The sequence below is a fragment of the Streptomyces sp. NPDC090127 genome (assembly GCF_044746945.1).
Lineage (GTDB): Bacteria > Actinomycetota > Actinomycetes > Streptomycetales > Streptomycetaceae > Streptomyces.
Genome location: NZ_JBIVDE010000011.1, coordinates 47986 through 65725, shown reverse-complemented (window position 1 = coordinate 65725; position 17740 = coordinate 47986). Strand labels below are relative to the sequence as shown.

Here is a 17740-nt window from a genome sequence, read left to right as displayed (position 1 = left end):
GGGCAGCTTGGTTACCCACAAGTAGCATGGGGGGAGCAAGCGCGCGCTTAGGCGCGTGCCGGCAGCAGTGCCATCCCGCACCCTGGAGGAGAGCCATCGTGCCTCGTACCGTCAGGGACGTCGTCTTCGTCGACGGCGTCCGCACCCCGTTCGGCAAGGCGGGCCCGAAGGGCATCTACCACGAGACCCGCGCCGACGATCTCGTCGTGAAGGCCATCCGGGAGCTGCTGCGACGCAACCCCGGTCTCGACCCCGCCAAGATCGACGAGGTCGCCATCGCCGCCACCACGCAGATCGGTGACCAGGGTCTGACCCTCGGCCGCACCGCGGGCATCCTCGCCGGGCTGCCGCAGTCCGTCCCGGGCTACTCCATCGACCGCATGTGCGCCGGTGCCCTCACCGCCGTGACGAGCGTCGCCGGCTCCATCGCCTTCGGCGCCTACGACGCCGTCATCGCCGGCGGTGTCGAGCACATGGGCCGTCACCCCATGGGCGAGGGCGTCGACCCGAACCCCCGCTTCGTGAGCGAGAAGCTCGTCGACGAGTCCGCCCTGTTCATGGGCATGACCGCCGAGAACCTGCACGACCGCTACCCGAGCATCACCAAGCGGCGCGCCGACGAGTACGCCGTGCGCTCGCAGGAGAAGGCCGCCAAGGCGTACGCCGACGGCAAGATCCAGGCGGACCTCGTGCCGATCTCGGTGCGCCGCACCAACGCCGAAGCCGGCGAGACCGGCTGGGGCCTGGTCACCGCCGACGAGCCGATGCGTCCGGGCACCACGATGGAGTCGCTGGCGAACCTGAAGACGCCGTTCCGCGTCCACGGCAACGTCACCGCCGGTAACGCGGCCGGTCTCAACGACGGCGCCACCGCCTCGATCATCGCCTCCGAGGACTTCGCCCGCGAGCACGACCTCCCGGTGAAGATGCGTCTCGTCTCGTACGCCTTCGCCGGCGTCGAGCCCGAGGTCATGGGCTACGGCCCGATCCCCGCGACGGAGAAGGCGCTCGCCCAGGCCGGTCTCTCGATCGAGGACATCGACCTCTTCGAGATCAACGAGGCCTTCGCGGTCCAGGTCCTGGCGTTCCTGGAGCACTACGGCATCGCCGACGACGACGCCCGCGTCAACCAGTACGGCGGCGCGATCGCCTACGGTCACCCGCTGGCCTCCTCCGGCGTCCGTCTCATGACGCAGCTGGCCCGCCAGTTCGAGGAGAACCCGCAGGTCCGCTACGGCCTCAACACGATGTGCGTCGGCTTCGGCATGGGCGCCACGGTCATCTGGGAAAACCCCCACTGGGAGGGCAAGTGAGCACCACCGCCGAGCTTCTGAAGGGCGCCGCGGAGCTCTTCCCCGACGAGGTCGTCACCAGCGCCCACGTACGGCACTTCGAACTGCCCGCGGGCGCGGGCCGGTTCGCGCTGATCACGCTGGACAACGGCTTCGACCACACCAAGCCGACCACCTTCGGGCCGCAGTCCCTGGCGAACCTCAACACCGCCATCGACCAGGTCGAGAAGGAGGCGGCCGAGGGCTCCATCGTCGGTGTCGGTCTCACCGGCAAGCCGTTCATCTTCGCCGTCGGCGCCGACCTCAAGGGCGTCGAGCTGCTGAAGCGTCACGAGGACGCGCTCGCCATCGGCAAGGGCGGCCACGACGTCTTCAAGCGCCTCTCGGCGCTGGCCGTGCCGACCTTCGCGTACTACAACGGCGCGGCGATGGGCGGCGGTGTCGAGGCGGGTCTGCACTGCACCTACCGCACCGTCTCCAAGGCGCTGCCGGCGTTCTCGCTGCCCGAGGTCTTCCTCGGTCTGGTCCCCGGCTGGGGCGGCTGCACGATCCTGCCGAACCTGATCGGCGCGGAGAAGGCCGTCTCGGTCATCATCGAGAACTCGCTGAACCAGAACCGTCAGCTCAAGGGCAAGCAGGTCTTCGAGCTCGGCATCGCCGACGCGATCTTCGAGGGCGCGGACTTCCTGGAGCAGTCGCTGATCTGGACCGCCTCCGTCCTCAACGGCTCGGTCACGGTGGAGCGTCCGGAGATCGACCGCGGTGAGGGCTGGGACCAGGCCGTCGCCAAGGGCCGGTTCGTCGCCGACTCCAAGGTGCACGGCGCCGCCCCGGCCGCGTACCGCGCCCTGGACATCATCGCCGCCTCCAAGGACGGCGACCTCCAGGCCGGCTTCGACGCCGAGGACCAGGCGCTCGCCGACCTCATCATGGGCGGCGAGCTGCGCTCCGGCATCTACGCCTTCAACCTGGTGCAGAAGCGCGCCAAGCGGCCGGCCGGTGCCCCGGACAAGTCGCTGGCCCGCCCGGTCACCAAGGTCGGTGTCGTCGGCGCCGGCCTGATGGCCTCCCAGCTGGCCCTGCTCTTCCTGCGCCGTCTGGAGGTGCCGGTCGTCCTGACCGACATCGACCAGGAGCGCGTCGACAAGGGTGTGGGCTACGTCCACGCCGAGATCGAGAAGCTGCTCGGCAAGGGCCGGATCAACCAGGACAAGGCCAACCGTCTCAAGGGCCTGGTCTCCGGTGTCCTGGACAAGGCCGAGGGTTTCGCGGACGCGGACTTCATCATCGAGGCCGTGTTCGAGGAGATGTCCGTCAAGCAGAAGGTGTTCGCGGAGGTCGAGGCGGTCGCCCCGGCGCACGCGATCCTCGCCACCAACACCTCCTCGCTGTCGGTCTCGGAGATGGCCTCCAAGCTCCAGCACCCGGAGCGCGTGGTCGGCTTCCACTTCTTCAACCCGGTCGCGATCCTCCCGCTCCTGGAGATCGTGCGCGGCGAGCAGACGGACGACGCCTCCCTCGCCACCGCGTTCGGTGTCGCGAAGAAGCTGAAGAAGACCGCGGTCCTCACCAAGGACGCCCCGGCGTTCGTCGTGAACCGCATCCTGACCCGCTTCATGGGCGAGATCCAGAACGTCATCGACGAGGGCACCTCGGTCGAGACGGCCGAGAAGGCCATCGAGCCGCTCGGTCTGCCGATGTCGCCGCTGGTCCTCCTGGAGCTCGTCGGCCCGGCCATCGGTCTGCACGTCTCCGAGACCCTGAACCGCGCCTTCCCGGAGCGCTTCACCGTCTCGCCGAACCTGGCGGCCGTCGTCAAGGCCGGCAAGCGCGGCTTCTACGTCTACTCCGCCGAGAACGACTTCAAGCCGGAGCTGGACCCCGAGGTCGCCGCCCTCCTCGAGCAGGGCGACGTCGTCCTGACGGAGGAGCAGGTCCGCGACCGCGTCCTGGACGCGGTCGCGCAGGAGATCGGCCTGATGCTGGAGGAGGGTGTCGTCGCCGAGGCGCAGGACATCGACCTCTGCCTGATCACGGGCGCCGGCTGGCCCTTCCACCTGGGCGGCATCACGCCGTACCTGGACCGTGAGGGCGTCTCCCAGCGGGTGAACGGCAAGCCGTTCCTCGCGCAGGGCGTGGCGAGCGTCCCCGCGTAACGCGAAACGACGCGAACGGCCCCGGCACCTCCAAGGTGCCGGGGCCGTTCCGTGTTCTCGTACGTCTCCGTCGGCCGGTGAGCCCGTGGGTCCGTGAGCCCGTGGGTCCGCCGGCCTCAGGTCAGCCGGTTCCAGGCGCCGAGCTGGAAGCCGTCGGAGGCGGTCTTCTGGCGCATCGTGAGCAGGAGCGGACCCGAGGCCCCTTCCGCCATCGTCATGGCCACCAGACCGCCGTCCAGGCCCTGCGCGAGGGTCGTGGTCAGCGGGCCGTGGGCCTCGCCCGTCTCGGTCCACTTGCCGGCGGCGGTCTCCTGCTCGGCGGGGAACGCGACCAGGGCGAGCCGTCCGTCGGCCGACTGCTGCGCCAGGACCGTGCAGTCGAAGCCGTCGATCCGGCACGGGGTCGCGGCGAGCGGTCCCGTGCCCACGGCGTCCAGGAAGGGCGTCGGCGCCAGCGAGCGCCCCGGCGACCAGACACAGACGCGCTGTGCGTCGTCGAGGTAGAAGAGCGTGACGTGCCCGGAGGGCCCGGTCACCGCCGCGAGGGTCCCGAAGGTCACCGACGCGGGCACCACGTCGTGCCGGACCGGCTTGCCGCCGGACTCCTGCTGCTCGTAGCGCAGCAGCCCCTCCGGCTTCGCCGACAGCAGCTCGACGAAGCCCGCGCCGTTGGTGGCCGCGACCGGCGAGGGGTCGGAGCGGTTGCCCCACAGGTCCCACCACGGGTGCCAGCCGCCGCCGTCCTTCTGCGCCCGTACGCTCAGTCCACCGCCGCCGTTCTTGGTGAAGACGTACGCGCGTCCCCGGGCGTCCACCGCGACGGCCGGGTTGCCGGTCCACGGGTGGCTCTTTCCATTGGAGTGCTGGATCGAACGCCACTCGACCGCCGGCCGCCCCGTCTGGAACTGGGTGGAGTGCACCAGCTCGACGTGGTCCTCCTGGTCGGCGTCGGCCACCGGGCGCAGCCCCACGAGGTGGACGTACCGGTCCTCGCCCTGCCCGACCGACAGGATCGGGTGCAGCCCCCCGCCGCCGAGGGAGACCGGGCCGCTCCACCGTCCGTCGGTGCCCTCGGTCCAGCGCAGCACCTCGCCGTTGCCCATCAGGTACGCGCTGAAGCGGCCCTCCACGCCACGGGTGAGCCAGCCCCCGCGCTGGGTCGGGACGGTGGACGGCCCGTGGGGACGGCGGGTCGGGTCCTCGGATCGATTTGCCATGGGGTCCAGCGCTCCGGTCGACAGGTCAGCAGTGGAATTCGCAGGTCCGCTCGGACTGCTGTTCGCCGACTTTATCGGGTGCCGGGAGCGCCCGACGCCGCCGGTGCGGGCTGACATCCTGTCCGCATGGACCAGGAGCTTCCTCTGCTGATCGTCGACGGCGCCAACGTGGTCGGCTCGGTGCCCGACGGATGGTGGCGCGACCGGCGGGCCGCCGCCGAGCGGCTGCGTGACCGGCTCGCGGCCGGTGGCGTGCCCGAGGGCGGCCCGTTCGAGATCGTACTGGTCGTGGAGGGGCGGGCGCGCGGCGTGGAGCCCGTGGCCGGGGTACGGGTCGAGGACGCGCCCGGCAGCGGCGACGACCTCATCGTGGAGCTGGCCCGGGACGCGGCCGGCCGGCCGTGCCTGGTGGTCACGGCCGACCGGGAGCTGCGGCGGCGGGTGGGCGAGCACGGGGCCCGGTGCGTGGGCCCGCGCGCGGTCCGCGAGGACTGACGGGGCCCGCACGGGGGCCGCCGGGGGCGTCTAGTACGTCGCGCCCGGGCCTGCCTTCCCGAGGCGGCTGTGGGAGCGGCCGTAGAGGAAGTAGACGACGATGCCGATCGCCATCCACACGGCGAAGCGGAACCAGGTCTCCCCCGGCAGGTTGAGCATCAGCCAGAACGAGGCGGCGATCGACAGGATCGGCAGCGCCGGGACCCACGGGGTGCGGAAGGCGCGCGGCAGGTCGGGGCGGGTGCGGCGCAGGACGATCACACCGAAGGCAACGACCACGAAGGCGAAGAGCGTGCCGATGTTCACCAGCGTCGCCAGCTCGTTGATGCTGGTGAAGCCGGCGACGATCGCGATGATCACGCCGAGCAGGATCGTCGGCCGGTAGGGGGTCCTGAAGCGCGGGTGCGTGACGGAGAAGAACCGCGGCAGGAGCCCGTCGCGGCTCATCGCGAAGAACACCCGGGTCTGGCCGAGCAGCAGGATGAGGCAGACCGTCGTGAGGCCGACGGCGGCGCCGAAGCTGATGATGCCGGCGAAGAAGGGATGCCCGGTGGCCTTGAAGGCGTCGGCGAGCGGGGCGCTGACCGACAGCTCGCTGTAGTGCTGCATGCCGGTGACGACGAGGGCGACGGCGACGTAGAGCACGGTGCAGATGAGGAGCGAGCCGAGGATGCCGCGCGGCATGTCCCGCTGCGGCAGCTTGGTCTCCTCGGCGGCCGTGGCGACCACGTCGAAGCCGATGAAGGCGAAGAAGACGACGGACGCGGCGGTGAAGATGCCCATGACACCGAAGTTGGTGGGCTCGTACCCGAAGATCGTCTGGACCAGCGGGGCGTCCCAGCCCGATCCGGCGGGCGGGGTCACCGGGTCGGGGATGAACGGGTCGTAGTTGTCGCCGACGATGAAGAAGAGGCCCGCGATGATCACGATCATGACCACGGTGACCTTGATGGCGACGACGAGCGCGGTGATCCGGGCGGAGAGCTTCATGCCCAGGACGAGGACCACGGTGAGGACCAGGACCAGCAGGAAGGCGAGGATGTCGAAGGTCCCGCCGGGTGCGTCCGGGCCTTCCAGGGCCGCTGGTAGATGCCAGTCCACGTTGTCCATGAGCGAGCGGACGTAGCCGGACCAGCCGACGGCGACGACCGCGGTGCCGAGCGCGAACTCCAGGACGAGGTCCCAGCCGATGATCCAGGCGGGGAGTTCGCCGATGGAGGCGTACGCGAAGGTGTACGCGGACCCGGCGACCGGGACGGTGGAGGCGAACTCGGCGTAGCAGAGGGCCGCCAGCGCGCAGACGATGCCGGCGGCGATGAAGGCGAGCGCGGTGGCGGGGCCCGCGTTCTCCTTGGCGACCTTGCCCGTGAGGACGAAGATGCCGGTGCCGATGATCACGCCGACGCCGAAGACGGTCAGGTCCCAGGCGGAGAGGGACTTCCTGAGTCCGTGCTCCGGCTCCTCGGTGTCACGGATCGACTGTTCGACCGTTTTCGTCCGGAAGATTCCTGAGTTCGCGCGTGGCTGCTGGTCCGTACTCACCGTCGTACCTCCGTGCCGTCGGTCCCGACCCCCATGATCGAGACCCCGAAGGAGTGGCGCCTGTCGACGGAACCCGATTCACACGAAAGGGCCGGTCGGTCACCCCCTGGGGTGCTCCGACCGGCCCAATGGTGACGCGCGGTGACGACCGTCAGTCGCGGGCGGGCTCCACGGCCCGCTCGCTGGCCTCGTAGCGGCCGTCGAGGCGCGAGACGAGGCCGGTGACCTGACGGGCGACGTCCGGGGCGGTCAGGCCGATCTCGGCCATCACCTCGGCGCGCGACGCGTGGTCGAGGAAGCGCGGCGGGATGCCGAAGTCGCGCAGCGGTACGTCGACGCCCGCGTCGCGCAGGGCCTGCGAGACGGCCGAGCCGACGCCGCCGACGCGGCTGTTGTCCTCGACGGTGACGACGACCCGGTGCTGCTCGGCGAGCGGGGCGAGAGCCTCGTCGACCGGCTTGACCCAGCGCGGGTCGACGACGGTCGTGGAGATGCCCTGCTTGTCGAGCAGGTCGGCGATCTCCAGGCACATCGGCGCGAGCGCGCCGACCGAGACCAGGAGCACGTCCGGCCGGGAGGTGCCCGGCTCGCGGAGCACGTCCATGCCGCCGACGCGGCGCAGGGCCGGTACGGCGGGGCCGACGGCGCCCTTGGAGAAGCGGACGACGGTCGGGGCGTCGGTGACCTCGACGGCCTCGCGCAGCTGGGCGCGGACCTGGTCGGCGTCGCGCGGGGCGGCGAGTCGCAGGCCGGGGACGACCTGGAGGATCGACATGTCCCACATGCCGTTGTGGGAGGCGCCGTCGGTGCCGGTGACGCCGGCCCGGTCCAGGACGAAGGTGACGCCGCACCGGTGCAGGGCCACGTCCATGAGGACCTGGTCGAAGGCGCGGTTCAGGAACGTCGCGTAGACGGCGAAGACGGGGTGCAGGCCACCGGTGGCGAGCCCGGCCGCGGAGACCGCGCCGTGCTGCTCGGCGATGCCGACGTCGTACACGCGCTCGGGGAAGGCCTTCGCGAACTTGTCGAGGCCGACGGGCTGGAGCATGGCCGCCGTGATGGCGACGATGTCCTCGCGCTCCTTGCCGAGCTCGACCATCTCCTGGGCGAAGACGCCGGTCCAGTCGGCGCCGGAGGAGGCGATCGGCAGGCCGGTGTCGGGGTGGATCTTGCCGACGGCGTGGAAGCGGTCGGCCTCGTCCTGCAGAGCGGGCTGGTAGCCGCGGCCCTTCTCGGTGAGGCAGTGGACGATCACCGGGCCGCCGAAGCGCTTGGCGCGCGTCAGGGCGGACTCCAGGGCCTCGATGTCGTGACCGTCGATGGGGCCGACGTACTTCAGGCCGAGGTCCTCGAACATGCCCTGCGGGGCGATGAAGTCCTTCAGGCCCTTCTTGGCGCCGTGCAGCGTCTCGTAGAGCGGCTTCCCGACGACGGGGGTGCGCTCCAGGATGTCCTTGCCGCGGGCGAGGAAGCGCTCGTAGCCGTCCGTGGTACGGAGCGTGGCGAGGTGGTTGGCGAGTCCACCGATCGTCGGGGCGTAGGAACGCTCGTTGTCGTTGACGACGATGACCAGCGGGCGGTCCTTGGCGGCGGCGATGTTGTTCAGCGCCTCCCAGGCCATGCCGCCCGTCAGGGCTCCGTCACCGATGACGGCGACGACGTGGTCGTCCTTCTTCAGCACCTCGTTGGCCTTGGCCAGGCCGTCGGCCCAGCCGAGGACCGTGGAGGCGTGCGAGTTCTCGATGACGTCGTGCTCGGACTCGGCCTGCGAGGGGTAGCCGGAGAGGCCGCCCTTCATCTTCAGCTTCGAGAAGTCCTGACGGCCGGTGAGCAGCTTGTGGACGTAGCTCTGGTGTCCGGTGTCGAAGAGGACCTTGTCCTTCGGGGAGTCGAAGACGCGGTGCAGGGCGATGGTCAGCTCGACCACGCCGAGGTTGGGCCCCAGGTGACCGCCGGTCTTGGAGACGGCGTCCACGAGAAACGTCCTGATCTCCTCGGCCAGCTGGTCCAGCTGTTCCGGGGAGAGCCGGTCCAGATCGCGCGGTCCCCTGATACGGGTCAGCAATGCCACCCGTGCCTCCTTGCCATTGAGCTGGTCGAGCTTGCCGATTCGTCGAGTCTAATGTTCCGCTCCCGATCTTGGGTCTCGGGCGGCGGGGTGCGCGTCGCGCGTGTGGCCGACACACCGTTGAGCGTACGGCCGGTTCACAGCTCCGGACGCAGCAGTGCCCGGCACCGGTTCTCCGGCGCCGGACACTGTGGGGTTCGTTACGCGCGACCCGCGGTCTTCTGCGTGCGGCGCGAGATCGAGTCGATCACGACGGCGGCGAGGAGCACCGCGCCGGTGATCATGTACTGGATCTCGTTGGCCATGCCGATCATGTTCAGGCCCTGCTGGATCGACTGGATCACGATCATGCCGAGGAGCGCCGACCAGACCTTGCCGCGGCCGCCGAAGAGGCTCGTACCGCCGATGACGGCGGCGGCGATGACCAGCATCAGCGTGTTGCCGCTGCCGAGGCTCTTGGTGGCGCCGCCGGAGAGGCTGGCCACGAAGAGGCCGCCGAAGGCGGCGAGCATGCCGGAGAGGCCGAAGACGACGATCCGGATCCGGTCGACGTTGATGCCGGCGCGGCGGGCGGCCTCGGCGTTGCCGCCGACCGCGAAGACCTTGCGGCCGAAGAGCGTGCGGCGGGCGACGAAGTCGGCGATCACCAGGACGGCCAGGAAGAGGACCAGGGCGAGCGGCAGGCCGCGGGCGCCCTCGGGCTCGTTCAGGACGTAGGCGCCGACGAAGCAGAGGACGGCGACGACGACGGTGCGCAGCACGATCTCGCTGACCGGCCGGGACGGCAGGGCGGCGGCCTTGCGGCGCTTGGCGTCCAGGAGCAGGGAACCGGCGTAGGCGAGGACCGCGACGAGGGCGAGGCCGTACGCGGCGGCCTTGTCCTCGAAGTAGTACGCCGTGAGGCTCTCGACGATCGAGCCGGAGGGGGCGTTGATCGAGCCCTCCTTGCCCATCAGCCAGATCTGCAGGCCGCTCCAGCCGAGGAAGCCGGCGAGGGTGACCACGAAGGCGGGGACGCCGATCTTGGCGAAGAAGAAGCCGTGCAGCAGGCCGATGAGGAGGCCGGAGGCGACGGCGATGACGACCGACAGGATGTCGTTCATGCCGTTGGTGACGTTGAGCACCGCCCAGACGGCGGCGCCGACGCCGGCGACCGAGCCCATCGACAGGTCGATCTCGCCCAGGATCAGGACGAAGACGATGCCGACGGCCATGATGCCGAGGCCGGAGGAGTAGACCGCGATGTTGGCGACGGAGCTCGCGGAGAGGAAGTTGCTGTTCTGGACCTGGAAGACGATCGCGATGACGATCAGGCCCAGGACGACGGGCAGGGAGCCGAGCTCGCCGCCGCGGATCTTGCGGGAGAACTCGGTCCAGTAGCCCTTGATGCCCTCCTCGCGGACCAGCAGGCGCGGGTCGACGGCGGGAATGGGGGCGGCGGAGGGCTCCGTGGCGACGGCCTGGGCGGGCACGACTGCCTCGGGCGCCGCGGCCTCGGGCGCCGCGCTGTCGGGCACGGTGGCCTCGGGCGCCGGGGTGCCGGTGCTCTCCGGCGTCTCGGGGGTCTTGGCGAGGTCGCTCACTTCGCGTCCTCCTTCGTGGCCGTGGCCGAGGCCGTGCGGGCCTGCCGACGGGTCACGGCATTGTCCGTGGCACCGGTGATGGCGGCGATGATCGTCTCGTGGGTGGTGTCCTTGACGTCGAAGACACCGTTGTTGCGGCCCAGGCGGAGGACCGCGACCTTGTCCGCGACGGCGCGGACGTCGGCCATGTTGTGGCTGATGAGGATGACTCCGTGACCGCGCTCGCGCAGCCGCTCCACGAGGTCGAGCACCTGTGCGGTCTGCTCGACGCCGAGGGCGGCGGTGGGCTCGTCCAGGATGACGATCTTCGGGTCGCCGATGAGGGCGCGGGCGATGGCCACGACCTGGCGCTGACCGCCGGAGAGCGCCGCGACGGGGATACGGACCGAAGGAATCCGGATGGACAGGGTGTCCAGGAGTTCCTTGGCGCGCTTCTCCATGGCGATCTCGTCGAGGACGGAGCCGGAGTTCAGCTCGCTGCCGAGGAAGAGGTTGGCGACGACGTCGAGGTTGTCGCAGAGCGCCAGGTCCTGGTAGACGGTGGCGACCCCGAGGCTCTGGGCGTCTTGGGGCTTGGCGATCTGGACGGGACGGCCGTCCCACTCGATCGCGCCCTCGTCGATCGGGTGAACACCCGAGATCGTCTTGACGAGAGTCGACTTGCCGGCGCCGTTGTCGCCGACCAGGGCGACGACCTCACCGGCGTGGATCTCCAGTTCTACGTCGGTGAGCACCTGGACGGCGCCGAACCGCTTGGAGACTCCGCGCAACGCCAGCACGGGCGTAGCGGACACGTGAATCATCTCCTTCGCCGCCTGACCGGCGGGGATGGTGGTGCGAAGAGCACAGAGGGGGCTGTGAGAGGAGTCCGGCGCCCCGCCCCCGCTTGCGGGGCGTGGAACGGGGCGGGGCGCCGGACCGGACCGGGGGGCCGTTCGGAGGGGGGTCGAGAGGTCCGAAGGGCCGTGCCGGCAGCGGGGGTTACTTGATGCCCGCCGCCTCACAGGCCGCCTTGTACTCGGCGGTGCAGATGTCGGCCGCCTTGTAGACGCCGTCCTTGATGATCGTGCCGGCGATCTCGGTCTTGGTGACGACCTGGGCGTCGTACAGCTTCGCCGGGATGTCCTTGAACTCACCGGTCAGGCTGGTGACCTTGGTGGGAACGAGGTCGTCGATCTTCTCGCCCTTGAGGAGGCGGACCGCGATCTCGGCGGTGGTCTCGGCCTCCGGCTTGATCTGCTTGTAGATCGTGAAGGACTGGTCGCCCTTCAGGATCCGCTGCAGACCGGCGAGCTCGGCGTCCTGGCCGCCGACCGGGACCTTGATGCCCTGCTTGGAGAGGGCGGTGATGATGCCGCCGGCCATGCCGTCGTTGGCCGAGTAGACGCCCTGGAAGCCCGTCTTGCCCAGCGAGTCGATGGCGGCACCCATCTTCTTGTTGGCCTCGTCCGGGGACCAGTCCGGGATGTCCTGCTCGTAGACGACCTTCTTGACGGCCGTGTCGAGGACGCTGTGGGCGCCCTTCTTGAACAGCGGGGCGTTCGGGTCGGTCGGCGAGCCGTTGATCATGACAACGTTGGCGTCCTTGGCCTTGTCGCCGAGCGCCTTCACCAGACCCTCGCCCTGGAGGCGGCCGATCTTCTCGTTGTCGTAGGAGACGTAGGCGGAGATCGGGCCCTCGGCCAGACGGTCGTACGCGACGACCTTGACGCCCTTCTTCTCCGCCTGCTGGACCCAGGACTTGGTGGCCTTGTAGTCGACCGAGTCCAGGATGATGACCTTCACGCCCTGCGTGACCAGCGCGTCGAACTGCTTCTTCTGCGTCTCGGTGTCCTGCGCGGCGTTGTTGTACTTGACCTCGCAGTCCGAGCAGAGAGCCTTGATCTTCGCCTCGATGATCGGGCGGTCGAAGGTCTCGTAACGCGTGGTCTTGTTCTCCGGCAGCAGCAGACCGATGGTCTTGCTGTCGCCGCCGCTGCCGTTGCCCGAGTCACTGTCGCCCGCCTTGCCACAGGCGGCGACGGAGAGGGCCATGGAAACCGCGGCCGTGCCTATGACGATGCGACGCGTCAATGCGTTCATGTGGGGTTGCCTCCCTGACGAGGCCGCGACGTTGCGGCCGAGGTGGCTGGAAGTCAACTCGGCCGCGGGGACATCGTCAAGAAGTAAATCCTTAACGAGATGGCAACGGTGCCATTCGTTATCTAAGTGAAGGCAGGAGTCGAGGCCTGCGCGGCACCGGGCAAGGCGCTCTCCAGCAGGGTCGAATCGCCCATTTCGCTCAGTACGAGAGCCAGCGCGCCCAGGACCTCCGCGCGGCCGCCGAGCGCCCCGGGGGCCACCGACAACTGGCGGGCGGCGCTGGGGATGGCGTACCGCGAGACGGAGTCCCGGATGGGCGCCAGGACCAGCTCACCGGCCTCCGCGAGGTCGCCGCCGAGGACGACCCGGCTGGGGTTGAGCAGGTTGCAGAGGTTGGCGACCCCGCTGCCGATGTGGCGGCCGACGTCGGCGATGACACGGCGGCAGCCGGGGTCGCCCTCGCGGGCCAGCTGGACGACCCGCTCCATGGTCAGATCGGGGCCGTGGCCGGGCTGGAGGAGGGGCAGGACGTAGCGGGCGGCCGCGAAGGTCTCCAGGCAGCCGCGGTTGCCGCAGCGGCACACGGGGCCGGACTCGTCGAGCGTGATGTGCCCGATCTCGCCCGCGGTGCCGCCGGGGCCGCGGTAGACCCGCCCGTCGATGACGAGGCCGGCTCCCACGCCGCTGGCGACCTTGATGTAGGCCAGGTCCTTCACGCCCCGGCCGCTGCCCCAGACGAGCTCCCCCAGCGCGCCGAGGTTGGCGTCGTTGTCGACGTACACGGGCACCCCGAGCCGGCCGGAGAGCTCCTCGGCCGGGTTGATGCCGCTCCAGCCCGGCAGGATCGAGGTGGAGCCGAGCGTGCCGGAGGAGACGTCGATCGGGCCGGGGACGCCCAGACCGACGCCGACGACCTTGTCGCGGCCGATGCCGGTGGCGCCGATGAGCCGCATGACCAGGCGTTCCGCCCGGTCGAAGCCCTCGGCGGAGGAGGCGTCCACGTCCAGTGGCTCGGACTCCTCGGCGAGCACCTGGTGGGCGAGGTTGCCCACCGCGACCCGCAGATGCGTGTGGCCGAAGTCGACGCCGATGACGATGCCCGCGTCGCCGGAGAGCGAGACGCTGCGCGCCCGGCGGCCGCCCGCGGAGGTGGGGGTGACGTCGACGGTGCCGCCGTCCTTCAGCTCCCGCACGATGTTGGAGACCGTGGCGGCGGACAGGCCGGTCGCCCGGGCGATCTCGGCCTGGGTGAGCGAGCCCGCCATTCTTACCGCACGGACCACCCGCTCGAGATTGGCCCTGTGCAGCGATGTCTGCGACCCCGGAGTCTCCATCGACTCATCCACTCCCGCCTGCGACGGACGGTGTGATCACCGCCCCCGGCCGGGGCCGCGCCTGTGAGACCCCAGCTTGTTCTCCAACTTGTGAACTCTAAGCTGAGCCTTTGGGGTTGTCCCCCGTCAAGACCTTGAGCCAGAGGAGGCTCGGATGAGCTCGGCGGCGGCACCGGTCCTCTCCGGTCGAAAACAGGCGAAGACCGACGGTTCCGGTGACGCTTCAGGGTACCCGGCTCCGCGGTGAACCCGCGGGTCAGCGGGGGTACGGGCGCCCCGCGCGGGACCTCCTCCGGGAGGATGCCGAAGGGCGGCCCCCCTGCTCGGGGACCGCCCTCCGTGACGCTCGGTGAGCTCTACTTCACCGCGCCGGCCGTCAGTCCGGCGACCACCTGGCGCTGGAAGACGATGTACGCGGCGAGGACGGGGAGCATCGCCATGACCAGGCCGGCGAACAGTCCCGACCAGTCGCCCTTGTACCCCTGGCTGACGGCGAGCTGGACCAGGCCCTGCGACAGCACCTTCTGGTCCTGCTCGGTGTTGAGCACCGTGGGCAGCAGGTACTGGTTCCACTGGCCCAGGAAGTTGAAGATGCCCACGCTGATCAGGCCCGGCTTGGCCATCGGCAGCATCACCTGGAAGAAGGTCCGGGTGTGCGAGGCGCCGTCCATGAAGGCCGCTTCCGCCACCGAGGTCGGCAGCGTGCGGAAGAAGGCGGTGAGGAAGAAGACCGTGAACGGCAGCGAGTACGCGATGTAGACCAGGACGAGGCCGTGCAGCGTGTTGAGCAGGGCCATGTTCTGCAGCACGTAGAACAGCGGCACGAGCGCCAGGATGATCGGGAAGCTCATCCCTCCGATGAAGAGGAAGTAGATGAAGCGGTTGCCCGGGAAGTCGAACCGGGCCAGCACGTAGGCGGCCATCGAGCCGAAGAGCAGCGTCCCGATCAGCGAACCGCCCACCACCAGAATGGTGTTCAGGAAGTAGTCGCTCATGTGCGCCTCGGTCCAGGCGCGCGACCAGTTCTCGAAGTGCAGCTTGTCGGGCAGCGCCCAGGGCGAGGTGAAGATCGCCCGGTCGGTCTTGAAGGAGGTCATGACCGCCCACAGCAGCGGCATGACCACCATGATCGCCCAGATGATCAGGATCCCGTGCGAGAAGACGTTGAGGGTCGCGCCCTCCGCCTTGCTCGTCCTGCGGGGAGCGGGAGCGCTCCCCGTCACCTTCGTGGCGCCGGGCTCGGGCGGCTCGGGCAGCGCCGCACCGGCCGGAGGGGTGTCGATGGCTTTCACCGGAGGTCACCTCGTGCTGTCGTGCCGGCCACCGTGACCGAGCTGCTTTCCTGCTGGGGGTCCGGGCGCTGTCCACCGGGAAGACACCGCATCAGTACTCCAGCCGCTCGCGCCGGCCGAGCCGCATGACGACCGCCGCGAAGAGCAGCGTCACGACGAGCAGCGCGACACCGATCGTGGTCGCGTAGGCGGCCTGACCGTCACGGAAGGCCTTCTGGTACACGTACAGCGGCAGCACGATGGTGGAGTAGTCCGGCCCGCCACCGTTGGGGCCGACCGTCATGATCTGGACGACGGCGAAGGACTCGGCGCCGAGCGCCAGGATGCCCATGTAGATCCAGCCGGACTGCACGGTGTCCCAGAGCAGCGGCAGGGTGATCTTGAAGAAGGTGGTGAAGCGGTTCGCGCCGTCGAGCAGCGCCGCCTCGTAGAAGTCCTTGGGGATCGAGGCCATGCCGGCCGAGAAGAGGACCACGAAGAAGCCGACCGTGGACCAGACGAGGACGACCATCACACAGATGAGGGCCAGGTTCGGGTCACCCAGCCAGTCGGGCTGGATGCTGCCGAGTCCGACCCCCTTGAGGACCGAGTTGATCGCTCCGCTGTTGGGGTTGTACGCGAACTGGAAGAGCAGCGCCACGATCGCGATGGAGAGCACCTGCGGGAAGAAGTACACGATCTTGTAGAACGACGAGCCGCGCACACCGGCGATGGCCGCTCCCCGGCGGCGCCGACCGCCGACATTGAGCATGAACGCGAAGAACAGCGCCAGGCCGACGGTGACCAGCGGCAGCACGACCGCGAAGGTCAGGCTGTGCTGGAGCGATTTCCAGAACACCTCGTCGTCGAGCATGCGGCTGTAGTTGTCGAACCCGACCATCCGGAATTCGGGGCTGAGACCGCTCCAGTCCGTGAACGAGTAGTAGATGGACTGGATGAAGGGCCAGATGACGAACAACGCGTACATGGCCAGGGGTACCGCCAGGAACCCCACGATGAAACGGTACTTGCCGTGTTGCATTACTACCGACCCCGATCTTCCCGCGGAGTAGCCGCTGGTGCCGTGCGCGGCGTGAGTGCCGTACGCAAGGAGCCGGGGCCCGCTCCCGGTCGGCGGGAAGGGGCCCCGGCACAGCTCACTGGTGCTTGTAGTGCTTGATGGAGGAGTCCTTGGCCGCCTCGTCGGCGAACTTCTGGATCTTCTTGATCGTCTCGGCCGGGGTCGCCCGGCCGGCCATCATCTCGCCGATGCCGGCGACACCGATCTTCTCCTTCTGCAGCGCCACGTACCAGTCCTGCAGACGCGGGTTGACGACGTTCTCTCCGGCCTTGTCGAGCGCCGCGACGCCGGACTTCAGACCCGGGGTCAGCTCGATGCCGTCGGTGCCGCCGTTGAAGGCGGTCAGCGACTTCACGGACTGGGTGAAGTTCTTCGAGGAGGCCTCGCTGAGCATGATGCGCAGCTGCTCCATGCCGCCCTCGGCGTTCTTCGCCTTGGCCGGGACGATGAAGGGCTCACCGCCGGAGGCCCAGATCGTGCCGAACGGCATCTTGTCGGAGGAGTCGATGCCGGTCGGGGCGGAGACGGCGAGGTTGAAGTCGGCCGGCATGGTCTTCGCCGCCTCGTTCTCCACCCACGAGCCGTTCGGGATGAAGAGCGCCTTGCCCTCGGTCCAGGCCGTCTGCGACTGGATGTGGTCGAGGCCCGGGGTGCCCTGGAGGATGTAGCCCTTCCGCTGGAGCTCGTAGTACGCCTCGAAGCAGGCCTTGACGGCGGGGTGCTCCCAGGCCTTCGGCTCCAGGTTGTCGATCGCGTCGAGGACCTCGCGACCACCGACCTTGCCGATCATCGGGTACAGCGAGAAGGGGACGTAGTACGGGTGCTTGCCGGCGTACGTCCAGCCCGCGATGCCCTTCTTCTTGGCCTTCTCGCAGACGGCCAGCATCTCGTCCCAGGTCTCGGGGTACTTCGCGTCGAGCGAGTCCAGCAGCTTCTGGGAGTACCAGACGCCGTAGATCGTGTACGCGTAGTAGAGGACCCAGACCGGGGCGCCGTCGAACTGGCCCATCTCCACGATGCCCGGCCGCAGGGTGTCGCGGACCTTCTTGCTCGGGTCGTCGATCGAGGCGGCGTCGAGCAGCGCGGTGAGGTCGGCCAGCTGCTTCTGACCGACGAGGACACCCATGTCCATCTGCTCGGCACCGGAGTTGTCGATGAGGTCCGGCGGGTTGCCGCCGTTGAACCGCGGCTGCAGCTCGGTGGTGATCTTCTGGGTGGCGGTGAACTTGACCTTGGCCTGAGGGTAGGTGCCCTCGTAGATCTTCACCGCGTCCTTGGCGTACTGCTGGCCGAAGCCTCCGTCGAAGAGGACGAAGTCGAGCGGAGCCGACCCGTTGACACCGAGCGGGTTCTTCTCGGACTTCGTGCCCTTCTCGACCTTGTCGCCGCCGTCGGCGGTGCCGCCGCTGGCGCAGGCGGAGAGGAAGCTCATCGTCGGCACCGAGATCAGACCGAGAGCGGCGGAGCGCTTGATCAGATCGCGGCGGCCGAGGCCTTCGTCGTTGTGCGCGGAGGTGGATCCCATGCTCAAGTCCTCGCCTTCATTCAGGACTCAGGCGGTGTACCGGTCGCCCGTTTTCTGCTCGCCACAGGCGAAGGGCCCCGCCACCGCATTCGAA

At 69.4% G+C, this 17740-nt stretch carries 13 protein-coding genes; 3 read left to right on the top strand and 10 right to left on the bottom strand.

The genetic code is table 11. The features are described 5' to 3' along the window. Positions 1-98 precede the first annotated feature (98 nt). Both ACIPPS_RS31240 and ACIPPS_RS31235 read left to right on the top strand, forming a co-directional pair. Positions 99-1313, top strand: coding sequence for a thiolase family protein (locus ACIPPS_RS31240; RefSeq protein WP_401439112.1), 1215 nt, complete (start codon positions 99-101; stop codon positions 1311-1313). Further along, the gene (locus ACIPPS_RS31235; protein ID WP_401439109.1) at positions 1310-3448 is read left to right on the top strand and encodes a 3-hydroxyacyl-CoA dehydrogenase NAD-binding domain-containing protein; all 2139 of its coding nucleotides are present in this window, start codon (positions 1310-1312) and stop codon (positions 3446-3448) included. The genes ACIPPS_RS31240 and ACIPPS_RS31235 overlap by 4 nt, the downstream gene beginning before the upstream one ends. Positions 3449-3564: 116 nt before the next feature. Here the strand turns inward: ACIPPS_RS31235 and ACIPPS_RS31230 are convergent, their stop codons facing one another. Then, a complete protein-coding gene (locus ACIPPS_RS31230) occupies positions 3565-4665 on the bottom strand; it encodes a hypothetical protein (protein WP_401439107.1) in 1101 nt (366 codons plus the stop codon). A gap of 126 nt (positions 4666-4791) precedes the next feature. Here ACIPPS_RS31230 and ACIPPS_RS31225 point away from each other — a divergent pair, with 126 nt between their 5' ends. Beyond that, a complete protein-coding gene (locus ACIPPS_RS31225) occupies positions 4792-5160 on the top strand; it encodes an NTP pyrophosphohydrolase (RefSeq protein ID WP_401439104.1) in 369 nt (122 codons plus the stop codon). Between the two features lie 30 nt (positions 5161-5190). On the opposite strand, the gene ACIPPS_RS31220 is transcribed toward ACIPPS_RS31225, so the two are convergent. The 9 genes from ACIPPS_RS31220 to ngcE form a co-directional block, all read right to left on the bottom strand. After that, a complete protein-coding gene (locus ACIPPS_RS31220; RefSeq protein WP_401439260.1) occupies positions 5191-6666 on the bottom strand; it encodes an amino acid permease in 1476 nt (491 codons plus the stop codon). A 187-nt stretch (positions 6667-6853) separates the two neighbouring features. Continuing rightward, on the bottom strand, positions 6854-8773 hold the full coding sequence (gene dxs, locus ACIPPS_RS31215) for a 1-deoxy-D-xylulose-5-phosphate synthase (RefSeq protein WP_401439101.1): 1920 nt from the start codon (positions 8771-8773) through the stop codon (positions 6854-6856). Positions 8774-8970: 197 nt separating this feature from the next. After that, the gene (locus ACIPPS_RS31210) at positions 8971-10353 is read right to left on the bottom strand and encodes a sugar ABC transporter permease (protein ID WP_401439098.1); all 1383 of its coding nucleotides are present in this window, start codon (positions 10351-10353) and stop codon (positions 8971-8973) included. Then, on the bottom strand, positions 10350-11156 hold the full coding sequence (locus tag ACIPPS_RS31205) for an ATP-binding cassette domain-containing protein (RefSeq protein WP_401439095.1): 807 nt from the start codon (positions 11154-11156) through the stop codon (positions 10350-10352). The genes ACIPPS_RS31210 and ACIPPS_RS31205 overlap by 4 nt, the downstream gene beginning before the upstream one ends. 178 nt (positions 11157-11334) lie before the next feature. Further along, entirely contained in the window at positions 11335-12435 is a 1101-nt protein-coding gene (locus ACIPPS_RS31200) for a substrate-binding domain-containing protein (protein WP_401439093.1), read from the bottom strand. 122 nt (positions 12436-12557) lie between these two features. Next, positions 12558-13769, bottom strand: coding sequence for an ROK family protein (locus ACIPPS_RS31195; protein ID WP_401439091.1), 1212 nt, complete (start codon positions 13767-13769; stop codon positions 12558-12560). A gap of 356 nt (positions 13770-14125) precedes the next feature. Continuing rightward, positions 14126-15061, bottom strand: a complete 936-nt coding sequence (locus ACIPPS_RS31190) for a carbohydrate ABC transporter permease (RefSeq protein WP_401439088.1) — start codon at positions 15059-15061, stop codon at positions 14126-14128. A 91-nt stretch (positions 15062-15152) separates the two neighbouring features. Then, positions 15153-16082, bottom strand: a complete 930-nt coding sequence (locus ACIPPS_RS31185) for a carbohydrate ABC transporter permease (RefSeq protein WP_401439086.1) — start codon at positions 16080-16082, stop codon at positions 15153-15155. Between the two features lie 115 nt (positions 16083-16197). Then, complete coding sequence (gene ngcE / locus ACIPPS_RS31180; protein ID WP_401439083.1) at positions 16198-17646, bottom strand: N-acetylglucosamine/diacetylchitobiose ABC transporter substrate-binding protein; 1449 nt, start codon at positions 17644-17646, stop codon at positions 16198-16200. Positions 17647-17740 lie beyond the last annotated feature (94 nt).

Coding starts and splice junctions, on each gene's coding strand:
- ACIPPS_RS31195 (WP_401439091.1), bottom strand. CDS start 13,769: ATGGAGACTCCGGGGTCGCAGACATCGCTGCACAGGGCCAATCTCGAG.
- ACIPPS_RS31225 (WP_401439104.1), top strand. CDS start 4,792: ATGGACCAGGAGCTTCCTCTGCTGATCGTCGACGGCGCCAACGTGGTC.
- ACIPPS_RS31200 (WP_401439093.1), bottom strand. CDS start 12,435: ATGAACGCATTGACGCGTCGCATCGTCATAGGCACGGCCGCGGTTTCC.
- ACIPPS_RS31185 (WP_401439086.1), bottom strand. CDS start 16,082: ATGCAACACGGCAAGTACCGTTTCATCGTGGGGTTCCTGGCGGTACCC.
- ngcE (WP_401439083.1), bottom strand. CDS start 17,646: ATGGGATCCACCTCCGCGCACAACGACGAAGGCCTCGGCCGCCGCGAT.
- ACIPPS_RS31230 (WP_401439107.1), bottom strand. CDS start 4,665: ATGGCAAATCGATCCGAGGACCCGACCCGCCGTCCCCACGGGCCGTCC.
- ACIPPS_RS31205 (WP_401439095.1), bottom strand. CDS start 11,156: ATGATTCACGTGTCCGCTACGCCCGTGCTGGCGTTGCGCGGAGTCTCC.